This window comes from Blastococcus sp. TML/M2B, assembly GCF_016612865.1.
Lineage (GTDB): Bacteria > Actinomycetota > Actinomycetes > Mycobacteriales > Geodermatophilaceae > Blastococcus.
The window spans coordinates 154053-171455 of record NZ_JAENZZ010000001.1 but is presented as its reverse complement, the minus strand read 5'-3'; the positions used below and the strand labels follow the sequence as shown (position 1 = coordinate 171455).

The 17403-nt window shown below is 67.6% G+C and carries 14 protein-coding genes and 1 pseudogene; 7 read left to right on the top strand and 8 right to left on the bottom strand.

Features of this window, described 5'->3' with window-relative positions; all coding sequences use genetic code 11:
• Nucleotides 1–87 precede the first annotated feature (87 nt).
• Complete coding sequence (locus tag JKP75_RS00790; RefSeq protein WP_200489572.1) at nucleotides 88–255, top strand: hypothetical protein; 168 nt, start codon at nucleotides 88–90, stop codon at nucleotides 253–255.
• A gap of 1 nt (nucleotide 256) precedes the next feature.
• Here the strand turns inward: JKP75_RS00790 and JKP75_RS00785 are convergent, their stop codons facing one another.
• The 4 genes from JKP75_RS00785 to JKP75_RS00770 form a co-directional block, all read right to left on the bottom strand.
• Nucleotides 257–1099 carry an NAD(P)-dependent oxidoreductase gene (locus JKP75_RS00785; protein ID WP_200489573.1) on the bottom strand — a complete coding sequence of 281 codons (843 nt, stop codon included), beginning with the start codon at nucleotides 1097–1099 and terminating at the stop codon, nucleotides 257–259.
• The gene (gene rfbB, locus JKP75_RS00780) at nucleotides 1096–2091 is read right to left on the bottom strand and encodes a dTDP-glucose 4,6-dehydratase (protein WP_200489574.1); all 996 of its coding nucleotides are present in this window, start codon (nucleotides 2089–2091) and stop codon (nucleotides 1096–1098) included. Before rfbB ends, JKP75_RS00785 begins: the two co-directional genes overlap by 4 nt.
• A 144-nt stretch (nucleotides 2092–2235) precedes the next feature.
• Nucleotides 2236–3093 carry a hypothetical protein gene (locus JKP75_RS00775; RefSeq protein ID WP_309229396.1) on the bottom strand — a complete coding sequence of 286 codons (858 nt, stop codon included), beginning with the start codon at nucleotides 3091–3093 and terminating at the stop codon, nucleotides 2236–2238.
• A 112-nt stretch (nucleotides 3094–3205) separates the two neighbouring features.
• Nucleotides 3206–4429, bottom strand: coding sequence for a UDP-glucose/GDP-mannose dehydrogenase family protein (locus tag JKP75_RS00770; RefSeq protein WP_309229395.1), 1224 nt, complete (start codon nucleotides 4427–4429; stop codon nucleotides 3206–3208).
• Nucleotides 4430–4884: 455 nt separating this feature from the next.
• Between JKP75_RS00770 and JKP75_RS00765 the strand changes: the two genes are divergently transcribed.
• Nucleotides 4885–5883, top strand: coding sequence for an LCP family protein (locus JKP75_RS00765; RefSeq protein WP_309229394.1), 999 nt, complete (start codon nucleotides 4885–4887; stop codon nucleotides 5881–5883).
• A gap of 107 nt (nucleotides 5884–5990) precedes the next feature.
• A complete protein-coding gene (locus tag JKP75_RS22305; protein ID WP_255523229.1) occupies nucleotides 5991–6125 on the top strand; it encodes a hypothetical protein in 135 nt (44 codons plus the stop codon).
• On the opposite strand, the gene JKP75_RS00760 is transcribed toward JKP75_RS22305, so the two are convergent.
• The 3 genes and pseudogenes from JKP75_RS00760 to JKP75_RS23555 form a co-directional block, all read right to left on the bottom strand.
• Nucleotides 6111–7724, bottom strand: coding sequence for a sugar transferase (locus JKP75_RS00760; protein ID WP_309229393.1), 1614 nt, complete (start codon nucleotides 7722–7724; stop codon nucleotides 6111–6113). The genes JKP75_RS22305 and JKP75_RS00760 overlap by 15 nt on opposite strands.
• A gap of 205 nt (nucleotides 7725–7929) precedes the next feature.
• Nucleotides 7930–8430, bottom strand: a pseudogene (locus JKP75_RS00755) (glycosyltransferase); the annotation flags it as partial.
• 579 nt (nucleotides 8431–9009) lie between these two features.
• Nucleotides 9010–9930 (bottom strand): glycosyltransferase family 4 protein, encoded by a 921-nt coding sequence (locus tag JKP75_RS23555; RefSeq protein ID WP_200492673.1) that lies wholly within the window; start codon nucleotides 9928–9930, stop codon nucleotides 9010–9012.
• A 613-nt stretch (nucleotides 9931–10543) separates the two neighbouring features.
• Between JKP75_RS23555 and JKP75_RS00740 the strand changes: the two genes are divergently transcribed.
• Genes JKP75_RS00740 through JKP75_RS00725 form a run of 4 tightly spaced genes read left to right on the top strand, consistent with a single transcriptional unit; the run spans nucleotide 10544 to nucleotide 15703 of the window.
• Nucleotides 10544–11896, top strand: coding sequence for a glycosyltransferase family 4 protein (locus tag JKP75_RS00740; RefSeq protein WP_309229392.1), 1353 nt, complete (start codon nucleotides 10544–10546; stop codon nucleotides 11894–11896).
• Nucleotides 11893–12945 (top strand): hypothetical protein, encoded by a 1053-nt coding sequence (locus JKP75_RS00735; RefSeq protein ID WP_200492672.1) that lies wholly within the window; start codon nucleotides 11893–11895, stop codon nucleotides 12943–12945. The genes JKP75_RS00740 and JKP75_RS00735 overlap by 4 nt, the downstream gene beginning before the upstream one ends.
• On the top strand, nucleotides 12942–14414 hold the full coding sequence (locus tag JKP75_RS00730; protein ID WP_200489581.1) for a hypothetical protein: 1473 nt from the start codon (nucleotides 12942–12944) through the stop codon (nucleotides 14412–14414). Before JKP75_RS00735 ends, JKP75_RS00730 begins: the two co-directional genes overlap by 4 nt.
• Nucleotides 14411–15703 (top strand): lipopolysaccharide biosynthesis protein, encoded by a 1293-nt coding sequence (locus JKP75_RS00725; protein ID WP_200489582.1) that lies wholly within the window; start codon nucleotides 14411–14413, stop codon nucleotides 15701–15703. Before JKP75_RS00730 ends, JKP75_RS00725 begins: the two co-directional genes overlap by 4 nt.
• Nucleotides 15704–15958: 255 nt before the next feature.
• Here the strand turns inward: JKP75_RS00725 and JKP75_RS00720 are convergent, their stop codons facing one another.
• Nucleotides 15959–16945, bottom strand: a complete 987-nt coding sequence (locus tag JKP75_RS00720) for a cellulase family glycosylhydrolase (protein ID WP_200489583.1) — start codon at nucleotides 16943–16945, stop codon at nucleotides 15959–15961.
• Nucleotides 16946–17403: the final 458 nt, after the last annotated feature.

The following is a 17403-nucleotide window of genomic DNA, read 5'->3' as shown; positions in this document are numbered from 1 at the left end:
GCCACCACCAGCTCAGGCGGACCAGTTCGTCACTTTCTGCCTGCGTGGGATCACGGAGAATCACGACGCCCGCCGTAGAAATCATCTATGACCGTCGCACTGATCGCAGCCCTCGTCTGGGTGGGAGCCGCTCTGCCGGTCGGAGTGCTGTTGGGCCGGGGCATGCGCCTGGCCGACCAGCGCGAGCAGGACCCTTTCCGCGTCGACGGCGTCGAGCGCTACCTGCGCGAGCAGGCCTCCGCGCCCACCGCCTGACCTACTGCGCGGCGAGCAACCGGGCGAGCGCGTCCCGCCAGTCCGGCGGGGCGAACCCCGCCGCCTTGATCTTGCTCAGGTCGAGCACGCTGTTCAACGGGCGCGGAGCGGCGTCCGGCTTGTCGGCGAAGTAGTCGGCCGTGCTGACCCGGGTGACGTCGTCGGCCGAGCGCCCACGTGCCTCGAACACCGCGGCGGCGACGTCCGCCCACGACACCGGCTCGCCGTCGTTGGTCAGGTTGTAGGTGCCGAACGGCGCCTGCGTCTCGACCAGGTGCTTGATGCCGGCGGCGAGGTCGTCGGCGTGCGTGATCCGGCCGATCTGGTCGTCGACGACCGAGGGCGAGACGCCGCGGTCGGCCAGGCCGGCCATGGTGCGCACGAAGTTGCCGCCCTCGCCGGCGACCCACGTCGTCCGCACCAGGTAGTGCTTGGTCACGTGGCCGGCCTGCACGTCGCCGTCGGCCTTGCTCTGCCCGTAGACGCTCAGCGGGTTCGCGGGCCAGTCCTCGGGGTGCGGGCCCTCGTGCCGGCCGTCGAAGACGTACTCGGTGGAGATGTGCACGAGCGTCGCGCCGCAGGTGCGCACGGCTCGGGCCAGGTAGCCGACGGCGTCGGCGTTGGCCGCGCGGACGGCGGCCAGGTTGGCCGGGTCCTCGGCGGCGTCGACGGCGGTCCAGGCGGCCGCGTTGAGGACGAGGTCGATGTCGGCCCAGTTGTGCTCGCGGACGGTGGCGGGGTCGGAGATGTCGAACTCGGGCAGGTCGAGGGCGACGGCGCCGGGGAACTGGCGCTGCAGCGCCCGGCCGAGCTGGCCGCGGGCACCGAGGATGAGGACGCTCACTGGCCGCGCGCCGCGTACTGGGCCTCGACCTGCTCCTTGAGCGGGCGCCACCACGGCTCGTGATCGCGGTACCAGTCGATCGTGGCGGCCAGGCCGTCGCGGAACTCGGTGTAGCGCGGCGCCCAGCCCAGCTCGTCGCGCAGCTTCGAGGCGTCGATGGCGTACCGCAGGTCGTGGCCGGCCCGGTCGGTGACGAAGTCGAAGGCGTCGGACGGCTGCCCGGTGAGCTCGAGGATCAGCTCCAGCACCTCGCGGTTGTTCTTCTCGCCGTCGGCGCCGATGAGGTAGGTCTCCCCCGACCGGCCCTTGTCCAGGATCAGGTGCACCGCCGCGTTGTGGTCGTCGACGTGGATCCAGTCGCGGACGTTCTCGCCGGCGCCGTACAGCTTGGGGCGCAGCCCGGAGAGCACGTTGGTGATCTGGCGCGGGATGAACTTCTCGACGTGCTGGTACGGGCCGTAGTTGTTCGAGCAGTTCGAGATGGTGGCGTGGATGCCGAACGAGCGCACCCAGGCGCGGACCAGCAGGTCGGAGCCGGCCTTGGTCGAGGAGTAGGGGCTGCTCGGGTTGTACGGCGTCTCCGCGGTGAACTTCGCCGGGTCGTCGAGCTCGAGGTCGCCGTAGACCTCGTCGGTGGAGATGTGGTGCAGCCGGACGCCGTGCTTCCGCACGGCCTCCAGGATCGTGAAGGTGCCGATCAGGTTGGTCTGCAGGAACGGCGAGGGGTCGCGCAGCGAGTTGTCGTTGTGCGACTCGGCTGCGAAGTGGACGACGACGTCGTGCCGGGCGACGAGGGAGTCGACGAGCTCGGCGTCGGCGACCGAGCCGTGCACGAATTCGATGTCGTCGCGCACCGGGGCGAGCGAGGCCTCGTTGCCGGCGTAGGTGAGCGCGTCGAGCACGGTGACCGAGTGCTCGGGGTGCTCGCGCAGCGTCTGGTGCACGAAGTTGGCGCCGATGAAGCCGGCTCCGCCGGTGACCAGCATCCGCATCGTCCAAGACCTCCGAGTCGTGCGTAAGTCGTCGGCCTCCTGACCTGCGACCGGCTAAAGCAACGCTAGCCGCAGCCCCGTGGGCATGTCCCGCGTTTGCGCCCCCACACGGGCCGTTACCCGGACCTCCCCTGAACGGGTGACTCAGCCCGACGCGCGCTGCTGACGGGCCTCGGAGACCGGGGCGTCGAGCGTCTGGGCGTCGGCAGCGCGGCGCACCGCCCATTCGGCGGGCAGCACGAGGCGCGGCGCGACACCGATGAGCACGGCGACGAGGAAGGCGACGCCGGCCAGGGCCTCGCCGGACTCCTCGAGGTAGGTGGCGGCCGCGGCGACGTTCGCGCCGAAGCTGCTGGCCGCGACGCCGGAAACGGCGGAGAGGCCGACCGATGCCCCGGCGTACAGGGCGAGCACGCCGAGGACCCGGCGCCGGTCGCGGCGCTCGGTGCGGCTCAGGAACCAGAGCGCGCCGATGACCACGGTGGCGGCCGCGACGCTGACGACGAGCGCGCCGGCGCTGCCGAACGCATCGGTGAGCGCCTCCATGGCGTTCACGTGGACGGTGCTGCCGAACTTGACGGCCGCGATCAGGCCCGAGACGAGCCCGACGCCGAGCCACCAGGCCCGGCGGCCGGGCAGGCGCGAGGCGCCGGCCACGGCAGCGATCGCCGCGACGGCGAAGAGGACGGCGACGAAGGTGCGCGGCGCCGAGTAGGCCGCGTCCATGGAGAGAGCGCGGGCGACCGGCCCGCTGTCGCCCCGGAGGCGGACGACGAAGCCGACGGTCTCGAGCGTCACGGCCACCGCGGCCAGGGCGATCCCGACCGGCGGTAGCGGAACGGCGCGGCGGCGGGCACCGGCACCGGAGGGCTGCGACGCGGGCGCGACCTCCGGCCGGTCAGCGGGCACCAGCCAGGAGGAGGGCTTCAGCTCCCGCTCGTCGGCCATGCGCATGCCGCGGCCCAGGACGACGCCGCCGACGACGGCCAACGCCGTCCACACGGCCACTGCTGCCAGAACCCAGACCCACCACACGCTTGGTCTATCGGCACTCCGGGGGAGGAACCTGAACGCAGCGTCCGGCTCGGCCCGTCGATCAGGCCATCAGGCCCGTCTAACCTGCCCGGCGCCCCAGCGCCCGGTAGCTCCAACCCGCAGCGGTCCACGCATCGCGGTCGAGGGCGTTACGCCCGTCGAGCACCCGACGCTGAGCAACGACCCTTCCGAAATCAACCGGGTCGAGCTGCCGGTACTGCTTCCACTCCGTGAGCACGAGCACAGCGTCCGCGCGGTCGGCCGCCTCCTCCGGGGTGTCGGCGTAGTCCAGTTGCGGGAACAACCGCCGCCCGTTTTCTACGGCCGCTGGGTCGGTTACGCGGACAACGGCACCCTGGAGCTGCAGCTGAGCTGCGACGTTGAGCGCAGGGGAGTCGCGGATGTCGTCGCTGTCGGGCTTGAAGGCGGCCCCAAGGACGGCGATGCGCTTGCCGAGCAGCGAGCCGTCGCACACCTCGCGGGCGAGCTCCACCATCCGGATGCGCCGCCGCATGTTGATGTTGTCGACCTCGCGCAGGAAGGTCAGCGCCTGGTCGGCACCCAGCTCCCCCGCCCGGGCCATGAAGGCGCGGATGTCCTTGGGGAGGCAGCCGCCACCGAAGCCGAGGCCGGCGTTCAAGAACTTGCGGCCGATCCGGTCGTCGTAGCCGATCGCGTCGGCCAGCTGCTTCACGTCGGCCCCGGTCGCCTCGCACAGCTCGGCCATGGCGTTGATGAACGAGATCTTGGTGGCCAGGAAGGAGTTCGCCGCCGTCTTGACCATCTCGGCCGTCGCGTGATCGGTGACCACCTTCGGCGTTCCTCGCGCCACGATGCGGGCGTAAACCTCGTCGAGGATGCCGACCACCCGCTCATCGCCCTCGGAGACCCCGTAGACGAGCCGGTCCGGGTAGAGGGTGTCGCGCACGGCGAACCCTTCCCGGAGGAACTCCGGGTTCCAGGCGACCGAAGACCCGGGGACCTTCTCCCCGAACATGGTCGCCAGCCCCGCTGCGGTGCCCACCGGCACGGTGGATTTGCCGACGACGACATCGCCGGGCTCGAGCACTCGCAGCAGCGACTCGGCCGCGGCCTGGACGAAGCGCAGGTCCGCGGCGTACTCGCCGTGCTTCTGCGGGGTCCCGACGCAGATGAAGTGGACCTCGGAACCTGCTGCGTCGGCCATCGAGGTGCTGAAGCGGAGCCGCCCGGTGGCAAGCGACGAGCGGAGCAACTCATCGAACCCTGGCTCGTAGAAGGTCGCCTTCGCCTGTGAGAGCGACCGGACCTTCCGCTCGTCCACGTCGATCCCGACGACCTCGTGGCCTCAGCTCGACCAGCGAGGCCGCATGGACCGCGCCGAGGTAGCCGCAGCCGATGACGGAGACGCGCATGCCCACCCTCCGGCGCAGATCGGTCCCGAATGACCAACCTCAGGAGTGGATCACGCGCCTGCAGCGTGCGCCTTTCGAAGGAGCCCATCCCCCCTCGGACCGAGCCGCCCCCGACCGTGCGCGAGGGCCCCCCTCCGCAGAGTGAGGTCGCCTTCACCAGGTCTTTTGCGGCCGTACGCTCGATTTCGGTTGTCCGCAGACGGGGGTCGCAATGAGCGCCGACGAGCACGATGCATCCGGCACGGGTGGCGTCGCCGTCCCTGCTGTCGGTCCCGACGTCGCCGCCACACCATCGCCCGGAGAGGCCGCAGAGCCACTCACGGACGGCACTGCCAAGGTCCTTCGCGGCAGTCGACGTCGGCGCGTGGTCCGTCGTGCGCTGATCGGCCTCGGCGCCAGCGCCCTGGTCTTGGGCCTCCTCGTCGGAGGCGGCGCCTGGTACCTGACCGAGCGCTACGCCGGCAACATCGACCGCGTTGCCGACGTCTTCACGCGCATGGACCAGCAGTCGCGGCCTGCCCGGGCGACGCCGGCTCAGGCCGCGTCGCACAGCCCGGTGACCTTCTTGCTGGTCGGCTCCGACACCAGGGTTGCGGCCGAGGAGGGCGAGGACCCGTCAGGGCGCTCCGACGCGATCATGATCGCCCGGTTCAGCGGGGACCGCGAGCACGCCCAGCTCATCTCGATCCCGCGCGACTCGTGGGTCGACATCCCCGGCCGCGGCATGAACAAGATCAACGCCGCCTACGCGTTCGGTGGACCGTCGCTGCTGATCCAGACGGTCGAGCAGCTCACCCAGATCCGCATCGACCATTACCTGGCCATCGATTTCGACGGGCTCATCCAGGTGACCGACGACCTGGGCGGGGTGGAGGTCCTGGTAGCCGAGACGACGAGCAACGGCCCGTACACGTTCCCCGCCGGTGTCAACACGCTGAGCGGCGACGAAGCTCGCTGGTACCTCGGTCAACGCTACGGCCTGCCCGGTGGCGACTTCGACCGGGTGCGCCGCCAGCAGGAGTACCTGCGCTCGCTGTTCACGAAGCTGTTCAGCACGAACACCTTCACCGACCCGGGCCGGCTGGACGACGCCCTGCTGGCCGTCACCAGGGCCGTCGCCGTCGACGACACCCTCGGGAACCGGGACCTGTTCGGCCTGGCCTATTCGATGCGCAACGTCCGCCCAGCGGACGTCGAGTTCTTCACCGCACCGGTGCTGGGCACCGGCATGGAAGGACCGGCGAGCGTCGTCTACCTGGACGCGACCACTGGTGAGCGCATGTGGTCGTACCTCCGTAACGACTCCCTGGCTCCCAACGCCGGCGAGTTCGCCACCCAGGCACTGCCCGATGTCCCCCGCTGACCTGCGGGCCAGGGCACTTCCGCACCACTGATCACGGCCGTCACGATCTTGACCCGTGGCGCGGCGAGCCTGCCCTGAGTGGGACCGATCCCTCTCAGGCTGACCCCGTGATGTTCCTGGCGGAGACGACGTGGCTGGCTCTCAGCATTTGGGTGAGCGATCACGGCCTGCTGCTCGGCGCCGTGGCCCTGACCAGCCTGCAGCGGCTCCCCGCTCGCCGCCCTGGCTCAGTACGCGCCTGATCCGCGGAGCACGGCTCCGGCGGTCTTCCAGAGGATCATGAAGTCGAACGCCAGCGACCAGTTCTCGACGTACCGGACGTCGATGCGCACGGACTCGTCCCAGGAGAGGTCCGAGCGGCCGCTGACCTGCCACAGGCCGGTCAGGCCGGGCTTGACCAGGAAACGGCGGTGCATGTCGTAGCCGTACTTGTCGACCTCGCGCTGCAGCGGCGGACGCGGGCCCACGAGGCTCATGTCGCCCTTGACCACGTTGATCAACTGCGGCAGCTCGTCGATGGAGTAGCGCCGCAGCATACGGCCCACCCGGGTGACGCGGGGATCGACCTTCTTCTTGAACAGAATGCCGTTCCCGTCGCTACTGTCGGCCAGGTCGTCGACCATCCGGTCAGCGTCGACGACCATGCTGCGGAACTTCAGCATTGAGAACGTGCGTCCGTCGCGGCCCACCCGCTCCTGCCGGAAGAACACCGGACCGCGGCTGCCTAGGCCGACAGCGAGGGCCACGGCCACGAGCACCGGGGCGAGGAAGAGCAGCCCCAGCGTGGCGCTGGTGCGGTCGAACACCTCCTTGGTGAGGCGACGGATCCCGCGCAGCTCGGGGCGCTCCATGTGCAGCAGCGGCAGGCCGCAGACCGGGCGGATCCGCACCCGGGAGCCCACGAGCTCGGTGACCGCCGGGGCGAGCAGCAGCTCCGCATCGGTGTCCTCGAGCTCCCAGCCGAGCCGCCGCAGCTCGGACCCGTCGAGCTCGGGGCATGGGAGGACGGCGACGGTGTCGACCTCATACGCTTTGACGACCGCGGCGACCTGCGTCAGATCGCCGAGCACGGGGATGCCGTTGAACGCGTCCTTGCCCGCACCGGACTGACCGGCTGGCAGGCAGCACCCGATGACGCGGTAGCCGTGAAAGGCCTCGCGGTCGAGCTGCTCGTCCAAGGCGGCAACTCCCCCGCGGTGACCGACGAGGATGGTGGTCTGCATCCTCGTGCCGTGCTGCCTCGCCCGGTGCAGGGCTCGACGCTGGGCGTAGCGGGAGATCAACGTGAACACGGTGGCCAGCGGGAGCGCCAGAACGACGAACCCGCGGGCCACGTCGAGCTGGAAGGCCCAGGAGACGGTGCCGACAGCGGCCAGCATCAACACCGCAGCGGCGGTGACCCGGTGGAACTCCTCCGGTCCCACCCACAAGAACCGCTGCTCGTACGCCCGCGCGACAAGCATCGCCACCACCCACACCGCGGGCATGAGGAGGGCGAAGGCGAAGGGCACGTGCGAAGGCGTCACGTCCGCCGAGCCGAAACGCACAAGATAGCCCATGCCGGCCGCAACCGCGGCCACGAGTGCGTCGACGGCGACGAGACGGCGCACATACGCGCTGCGCCAGGCGCGCCGCGCGGATGTCCCCTCGCCACGCAAGCGCGGGGCAACGAAGCCCCACCCCCGACCGCGGACGGCCTCGACCTTGCGAACGGCTTTTTGCCGCGCGACAACCATGTGCGAGCGCACCCCCGTGCGAATGGCAGCCCGTTGCACTCTGACCGAGGCACGAGGCTGATCCTGCGAAGTGAGGCTCGGCGAACGTTGGTGTTCAGCCGGCACGGAGGAGGTTACGGACCGACCCCGTTCACCGCCTATACGAAGGTGGAGTCAGTCGCGTCACACACAATACCGTGCGCGCATGACGACGTTCAGTGACGTCTTTCCGGGCTCTTCCGCCGGCGCTCGACAACTCCAGCTAGTGGTGACCCCAGCTTCTCGGGCAAGGAGGCTGCGGCCGTCGATGACGCCACGGACATCTGGCTCGTCAGCCCGATGCCACCACATTCGCCAAAGCACTCGCAAACGACGTTTGCGAGAACCGCTCGACAGACGAACGGACCACATCGGCTGCCCACGACCTCGCTCGTGCCGCCCTGACCACATCGTTGATGGCGCCCGGGGAGGGATCGTGGAAGAGCAGTCCGTTCACTTCAGGAATCACCGTGTCCAGCGCCCCACCTGCGCCGTAGGCAACAACGGGGGTTCCCGAGGCCATGCTCTCGATGGGCACCATTCCGAAGTCATCCACACTCGGAAAGATCGTTGCGAAGGCATTCGCATACAGCGATCTCAACGCCTCCCCTTCAAGAGCTCCGACGAACGTTACATTCTCGGGACTGGTCGCCTCCAACCGAGCACGGTCGCGCCCCTCACCCGCGACGAGCAGTCGTTCGCCGCTGGATCGGACCGCCTCGATGAGCAATCCCAACCGCTTGTACGGTTCGACGATGCGACCGACGAACAGCAGGTAGTCGCGACTCGGCGACGCTGCGGGGGAGAAGTGCGCGAAGGTCCACTGGGGGCGGAATGACTATATCGGGTCTCCTCCCCCAGTACTCGGCGATCCTGTCGGATACTACCGAACTCGTGGCGACAATGACGTCGGACTCGGTTGACGCCCTCCTATCCAGGGCCCAGATGGAGGACAGCGCCCTGGAGCGGAGGCCGGCCGGCACGAGGCGGAGGGGCGAGTCGTCGATAGCGCTGTAAATCTGACGCAGCGGCGAGTGGCAGTAAATAATCTTCTTGCCCTCAGCTCGCCTCCAGTGCGCGAAAGCGTACGTGGAGGCAAGAAGATGGCCCTCGTATGGGGGGAGCGAGAGGATCCGAGCAGCCCCGACCGGGCTGAGCGCGCGGTGCAATCGACCAGATCGAGCGCCCCCCGGAAGAATGGTTCGGACCCGCTGAGGATCGAGCCCCATCCTGGTAATAGTTGGTTCATCGCCGCCCATAAAGAGCAACTCTGCGTCTGGCAGGACGACATCTGCCATGACGGCCGTGCAGCGCTCCGCCCCCCCGAACTGATAAGCAAAATCATGGGTGATGAGCCACTTGTCATCGCTGGTCATCTGTCCACTCCGAGAACCAGGTTGGCCACATCAGCATTATTCCAACGGGCCCTACCGGCGGCCCACACTTGGTGCCCCTGCTTCTGCGCAAAGGTGCGATCCTCGACTAGCGAAATTACGCTCGCGATGAACTCGTCATCATTGTCGACCGGGTGGATTGGCAAGTACTCCGGGATGTCGCCCCCGCCGGCGAAGGACGTCACGACCGGCACGCCTCTAGCCACCGCATCGAGAATCTTGACACGCACCCCGCCACCGGTGGCGACGGGAGCTACGACGCAACGAGCCTGCCGATAGAGCGCGTCGATGTCATCGACGTAGCCATGGATGACCACGCCCGAGGGAACATCGCGGTAGGGAGTCGATGGCAGCGCACCGACGACGTCCACCGGCACGCGAACGCCTCGAGCCTGCATCCGGCGCACAAGCCCGAAGAGATTCTCGACGGCCTGGCGGTTGGGAAACCATCGCTGATCCCCCACGAACAAGACGTGATCACCCAGGGCTTGGGGTTGCTTCATCGGAGGAAGGACAAGATCGAGAACAGAGACTTCGCTCACGCCGCCGTCCCGCAGGGCCGCTGCCTGCTCACGATCGAACGTGAGGCTGCGATCGGCCCGCCTGTTCACCCGGATCTCATCTTCCTGGAGCCGCATCCGCAGCAGTACCGTCGCCAGACCGCGTCGGGCTAGCGCCACCGACTCGGATACGTGGTTATTGACCGCCACGGTCCATGAGCCCCCCAAGGACAGCGGCTCTTCGGCCATGTAGGCATGCTCGGCGACGATGAGGTCCGGCTTGAGGTCTGCGAGGACCGCACGGAGTCTTCTTGACCGGAACCGAGCGTGGATAAGGCTCTGTCGGTACCGCACGGCTCGGCTCGCGACGGCCAGCACGCTTGCCGACGGCTTCGGCACGAGCGTCTGCGTGATGGAGCCGTCGGTGCCGGCGAGTCACTTCCGTGACGGCACTGTCGAGCGAGACGAGCGACACCCGAGCGCGGCGGCAGAGCTGTTCCACGAGGAGACGGGACAGCGCCGAATCGCCGGCACCCTCCGTGAATATGTTCTTCGCAGTGAGCACGACGACGTGCTGGGGCGCAACTGCGCGTGGGTCCATCATGAGGCTTGGAGCTTGCCGGTAAGCGCTACCGTCGCGCGATCCGGCGATGCTTCGACAGCCATGGGGCTCCTTCATTCAAACCGGGAGATCGACCGCGCTACGAGTGGACCATCGAGCCTTACAGATCCTTACCTACGCGCGCCGCGAAGTTCGACAGAGTCGCCCTTTTGGGGCACTCCGGCCCGGACCTCATGGTGGGCGAGAGTCGGTCTCTCATCTCGCTCGTCAGTGCGCAGGCCAGCGGCGGCCCACGTCACACCAGACCAACTCAGATATTTGCACCCAGCCTGACATGGTGAGCAAGGCCACACAGATGAACGTTCGGACCCACTCCCGGGAGCTCGAACCGCAAGGTCGGCGCAACCTCAAGGGCCGCGCTTGCCCCCGACAGGGGAGATTTGGTCCAACATGACAACACGAGCTTCCATCAACGGGACTCAACAGGGATGCTGCCTTGGGCCGGCTCACAGCGGGCTTGGCTCCATTATTGTGAACGCATGGAAGGAGGGCGGATGCCCGCCTGCATCACTCACGCGCTTCGTCGTTCGAGGGGCGGGCGGCACCGTTGACGCGAGCGCCAACCGCCGTTGCACAGAGGCGGCGTCTGCCACGGGATCACGAAGAATGAGCCGGAATGTGCTCATCGTGACGCCCTCGCTGCACGCAGGAGGAGCGGAGGTCCACGCTGTCTTGGCGGCACTCCATCTCGACCGCCGACGGTGGAACCCGCACGTCCTCTCATTCGGTGACGGGCCCCTTCGCGACCGGTTGATAGGCGCCGGGGTGTCGCACGAGGTACGCCCTCTCCCCGACAGTGGCAGAGGCATCCTCGAAGCAGCAAGGCTTGTGCGCAAGACGCTCACGCGAAATCAGTCGCATGCCATCAGCGGCCACGGAGTGTTTACGGAGTTCGCGGTTCGCCTGGCCCTCCGCGGGGACGCCGTTCCATATCTTGCGTGGAAGCACACGTACGGCCACATCGGCTATCGGGGATTGCGCGAGCGCATCTTCGAGCAACTGACCGGCCAGGCCGTCACCCGCTATGGGGCGGTCTGCCACAGCCAAGTGCGTTATCTGATGGACGACCTGCGGTTGCCAGCGCCCAAGATAAGCGTCGTGCCTAATGCCGTCCCGGCCCCCGCGACACCTCGTTCGCTGCCCCCTGCCGTAGCTCCGACCGTTCTCATGGTGGCGGCGATGCGCGCGGACAAGGGGCATGAACTGGTCCTTCGCGCCATGCGGCAGGTGCTAGCTCAGCATCCTGAAACGCGGCTCCGCCTGGTCGGCGATGGACCGTGCCGAGAGAACCTCCAGCGAACGGTCCGTGAGCTCGGACTGGCCGAGCGCGTCGAGTTCCTCGGCGTCAGGTCCGATATCGACTCCCTCATGCAAGACGCTCATCTGCTCGTGCTGGCTTCGTACAACATCGAGTGCTTTCCGTACGCGGCTCTTGAAGCGATGGCTGCTGGACGAGGCGTCGTGTCCACGAATGTCGGAGGGCTGCCAGAGCTCATCGACGATGGCGTGACTGGGCGCCTCATATCGCCGGGGGATCCTGTGTCTCTCGGCCGAGCGATCATCGAAGGCCTCGATGACGGACTGAGCGAGCGGCCTCGATGGGGGAGAGCTGGCTGGGAGCGGGTTCAGCGGGTCCACTCCATGAACCGCTGGACCCAGCAGTTCGCCGACCTCCTCGACGACATCACCGTCGCGAGCACCAGCCTCCCGGTGGAAATGCCGGCGAAAGGGATGTCCGAATGACCAAGCACCGCGCCGCCCGATCGGGTCGGTTTATCACGGTCCTGATAGTTGCCCTGGTAGCGGCGGGCGTCGTGTCCGGTCTCGTCGTTGGGCAGGCTCGCGGCCCGGAATGGCAGGCGTCGACCAGTGTCCAGGTCCAGATCGGCTCGAGTGAAACGTTGCTGATGACCGGTCAGGTCACACCGGTGACCGCGCAGGACACTGCCGAGGCGGCGCTTATGGCGGGCTCAGAGCCGGTGTTGACCCGCGCCGCGGCCGCCCTCGGTGACGGCCAGCCTTGGAGGTACTACGCCGAGCGCGTGAATGCCGCCCCCGAGTCGACCTCGCACGTCGTCATGATCCAGGCCGCCGCCAGAGGCGGTGCAGAAGCACGACGGATCGCCGAGGCCGTCGGCGTTGCGCTCTCGGACACCGCAAGCGAGCAGATCGCCTCAACGGCGGCCACGCTGCCGAGCCTCGATCCGGAGGGGGTGGACAGCGGACTGTCCATCCGCGCGCAACTACTGCAAGGAACGGTTCAACCCTTTCGGGTGATCGGAACGACGGAGGCGATCAAGACGTCGCCGACTGCTCAGCTCCCAATAGCGCTGGGCATCGCCGGCTTGGCACTGGGCGTATTGCTGGTGATTGGCTTGGCGACCATTCGACCGACCGTGAGCCGGGTCCGCGATGCTCAGCGACTGACCATGCTCCCTGCCGTTGGCTTTGCGCGCCGCACCGGTGGGGCCGACAGCGCCCGCCTCGCCCGTCAGCTGTTCGACAACGAGCTCGACGGTGACGTCGTTGTTTGCCCCGTGGAAAGCGACGCGGAGAAGTCCGCTCTAGATGTCGCGGATTGGTTCCGTGCGCAAAGCCGTGACGAAGATGAGGCCGCTCGTGTCGTCACGGTCAGCGATCCCGTCGCTGCGGTCGTCGGCCGACGCCCAGCAGACGGTGTCGCCGCGCTGGTGCTCGTGGCGCCGGTGGGGACGTATCGCACCACGCTTTCAGACGCTGTCGACTTGCTGGCGGGATGGCGGAGCGCAGACGCCGTCGTCATCCCGACATGATCACAGCGATCGGGCGACTCGACCGGTCCGGGGCGACGGCGCTCGACGTAGGGCTACTTCAGCGGTCGTGGTGCCTGCTGCTGGGGGTGGTGGTCGCGGGGACCGCGGGTTATGTCGCCACCTATCCGGACAGCGCAGCCATCGGCGTGGCTGGCGTGGCCATCGGCCTGCTGATGGTCGTCGGGACAGTTCGCCTGCTGCTTCGCGCTCCGTGGCTGGCTCCTTGGGCCGCTTTGATCATCTTTTCGACATCAAGTGAGCTCCGTCTTCGGGTGCACCCAGGAATAGGGCTCCTGAAAGACGTCCTCGTCCTCGTCCTCGTCCTGGTGGTCGTCTCGAGGTTGCTGAGCCGGGGCCCGCGTGCGCTGGCGGGGACGCGGACTCTCGGCGGCGTGCTCGCGGCGATTGCCGTCGTACCCGCTCTGTACCTGCTCGATCCGGCCGGCCAGCACGGCAGCTCGTGGATCTTCGGCTCCCGACTGCTGATGGAGGCCCTCGCCTTGCTGCTCGTCGGACTACTTACCGATCGGCCGCAGCGCACACTCCAACACCTGGTGAGGGCCATGACCGTGGTGCTCCCTCTCGAGGCAGCGTTTGCATGGGCTCAACGCGCGGCCGGTCTGGAAGCCCTACTACGCGGATGGGGATACCAGTACGGCGCCCAGGTCCGAGTGACCAGCGGCGGCTCACTGAGGACATCAGGCACCTTCGACGATCCGTTCCAACTCGCCGCCCTCGCTGTCCTCGGTTTGGCACTGGGCCTGTTCGTAGCCAAGCGGGGTCAGGCCGTCGTCCTTCTGGTGGCCGGGGCCGCTGCTCTGGGCGCGACCTCGGTGCGGACGTCGCTCGTCCAGGTGGCAATTCTTCTGCTTCTCTACGCGGTCAGGCGTGGATGGTGGCGCCAGGCCTTGGCGCTGACCGCCGTCGCTGTTCTCGCGGGGATCTTCCTGCTGGCGACCATCACCACATCGGTGCGCCCTGGGGCCCCGGAGACACCGCTGTTGTTCGGCTTGAATGGCCGCAACCTGGCATGGGGGCAGGCCGTGCAGGGCTGGGAATCGATGCTCATCGGCAACGGTGTCGGCGCCCTGGGCATCGGGTCCACCCGCGAACTGCCACTCGCGATTACGCCACCCGCATCTCATGACCCCGCCGTTGCCCCGACGGCCAGTTTCGCAGGCGACCCGGCCTTCCTGGACTCTGCCTACGCACAGGTGCAGTCGGACGTCGGCTTGGCTGGCACCATCGCGCTCGTCGGCGGCTTCGTCGGCCTGGCGGTGATCCTGCTTAGACGGTGCCGAAGCGGGCGTTCGGATGCGACCTCCTGGGCGGCCCTGGCCGTGCTCGCAGTATCGATGGTCGATTGGATTGGCCGTTCCTCGTTGGCGAGCTACGCGACAGGCTTCCTGACGCTCTATGTGCTCGGCCTTCTGCTCGCCGCCGATCAGGAACGGCAGATCCAGCGATGACCGGTGTGACGGACTCAGGATTCCGACTTGCCCGCCTGGGGTTGGCCGCTGCGATCATCTCCCGGCTGGCCGGCCGGCTCATCGGCATCCTTCTGATCATCGTGCTGGCGCGCGTGGCTTCCGCTGACACGGTGGCCGTCTACGGGTACCTCTTGGGAACCGCAACCCTCGTCACGATGCTCACCGATCTGGGTGTCTCAGCGATCGCTGGCCGGGAGGTCGCAGCAGGCAAATTGGCCGCCGGTGATGCATTGCGAGCCGCCTTCCTGCCTCAATTGGCGTCCGCCCTAATGGCGGCGTTTGCCACCGTGATCCTGACTGTGACGCTCGGACCCGACGCCGCCTCCCTTCCTGCCATCGCCGTAGCCGTCGCTTTCGTGATTGTGGGCAGCATGGTCAACCTCTGGTCGGAGGTGCTGAGGGCAACTGGACGGGTCGTCCTGGAAGGTGCTCTGCAGGTTGCATCGGCGGCGCTACTTGCCGTGGCCGGTGTCATCGTGGTGCATATGGGCGGCGGAGCGACCGAACTGTTGGTGGTCGTGGCCCTGAAGGAGACCGGGGTCCTCGCCGTAGCGACATTCGTCGTTCGGCCTGCTCGGCGCAACCGAATTCGCAGCCGACAACTGCTCCGGCAGAGCGGCTGGCTCGCCATCGCTGGGACCGCCGTGATCCTGCTATGGCGGCAAGGGACCATCGTCGTCGGTTCCCTAGGGGACGTCGGCGCATTGGCCGTATACATTGTCGCGACGCGGTTCTTCGACGCGGGCGTCACAGTGGCACACACGGCGGGTCTGGGGCTGGTCCCCGGCCTGTCAGCCCTCGTCCAGGATCCTGCGGCGTTCAAACGCGCAGCCCGCAAGTACGTGGGGCTGGCCGCGGCCGTCGGAAGCATCGTCGCGCTGACCGGCGCGACCTTAGCCGAACCGCTCACCACGATCCCCTTCGGCGAGACGTGGCAGTCTGCCGTTCCCTCCGTACGCGTCGTCGCCCTATCCGCGCTGCCGATCATGTTGTGCTACGTGTGCTTCACCGTTCTGCTTGCCGCTGGCCGGCTCCGGTGGATGTTCGCAGCAACCGTGGCCGGAGCCTCGGTCGGCATTCTGGTCAGCGTGGCCCTAACGGCGCACTCCCCGACCGCCTTGTCCGCTGTGGTGGGGACAACCGTGGGCGCCACCGTCCTTGCCGTCATAGAACTCATCGGCATCAGGGATTTTCTCGGGCGGGGCCGACGGGAGCGGCGAGGAGCCGACAAGTTCGCAGCGATCCCATCCGACTCATCGGCTTGGTGAAGACGCGGCCGCAGCTTGGTGGACTCGCCTTCACCGCCCACGCCGGGCCAGCGGCCCCAGCGCTGGAAGCGAGTTGACAGTTGACCGGCCCGAGTCCGCTGAGGACTCGCTGACGTCGACGGCGGTCGAGATGACGACCATGTTCAGCGGCAATTCATCGCAGACTTGTCCCGAAGTCACGCGGTCCACGACCCGGACACCCACATCCGGACTCCGGCCGATATCTATTCATGTCCGGGGAAAGGAGTCCGGCCGTTACTTTGCTCCAAGCCAGGCGTTCGCCTGTTGCAGCGCCGCAAACGAAGGCTTGGCCGAACCGTCCAGACGCAACAGGCCGAAGTGGTTCTCATAGGGAGTCCAATCGTCTCTGTCACGCATGCAGAACCAAAACGCTGCCGTCACGTAGGGGAACCGACGAACCGTCAACTCTACCGCCGATCGCAGATACGCCGCCTGCGTGGCCTCGTCGACCCCGGGCCGCTCTCCTGACGAAGCAGTGGTCCAGCCGAACTCGGTGAACCAGATGGGTTTCCCTTGGTCGCCATACCGCACCATGACGTCGTGGACGGCCTCGACGGACGTGAGGCGGTAGACCATGTTTGCCGAGGGAGCGTCCGGGGGTGCGGTGACCGGTTCCAAGTAGGGATGCACTGCTAGAACGTCGAAGAACCCCTTTGCGCCGGCCGCGTACATCTGCTCGATCCACGGCGCATTGTTGCCGCTCGTGCCTGCGCTGACGACAACAGCCGACGGATCGCCGGCCCGCACTCCGCGGTAGCCGGCTTGGAGTACCGGCACGTAGTCGCTCGCCGAGCCGTTTGGACATCCCCCACGGCAGTCCGGCTCATTCCAGATCTCCCACGCAGCGACTCTGCCCTGGTACCGGGAGGCCAGATAGGTCATCGCGCGGGTGAAGTCCGACGGATCGCTGGGAAAGCCTGTCAAGTCGTCACCTCCGCCCGCCCACTTTGGCGTGCAGCCCACCATGATCAGCAGCTTCAGACCTCGCTGCGCTGCACTGTCCACGACGAAGTCCAGCCGCTCCTGATACCAAGCAGAGACGCGGTCCGGACCCTCCTCCTGCAGGGTGCACCACCCCATGTCAACGCGAATCCAAGACGACCCGGAATCCCGCGCGTGGTCCATCAGTTGTTGGGTCATCGGCCAATCCCGCCACATCGCGAAAATGGTCACTCCCAGAACCAAGCTCTCCGAAGGAGCCACCGGCACCACGCCATCCACGCCGACTCGGCTAGATGGGACTGGAGGTACCGGAACGACCGCGCCAGCTGAGAGCGTGCCGCTCATGGACGACCCGGAGCCGGTTGATGCGGGCGGTGCGCCTGCCGAGGTGGGCTGCCCAGCCGGTCCCGCATACGACTCTTCGACGTGCGGAGAAGCCTCCGGCGAGATTGCCGCCGCGGTGGACCGTCCCCCGTCCATGGCCCTTGAGGCCGTCTCCGGCGCCACACCACACCCCGACATGCCCACCAAGGTAAGTGCTGTAACTGCGACAGCCCCGACCCTCAGCCGCCGGCTGACGGCTAGCCATAGTGGGTGGGTGGACGAGATCATCATGGCCCCTTGACACGTGGGGTCGCGAAGATGTGTGCGACGGACCACTCCGATGGACGACGACAACGCGGTGCCAGCGAGTGACCGATTCCTACCCCGCAGTGGGTGCAGATGCGACGATCCTC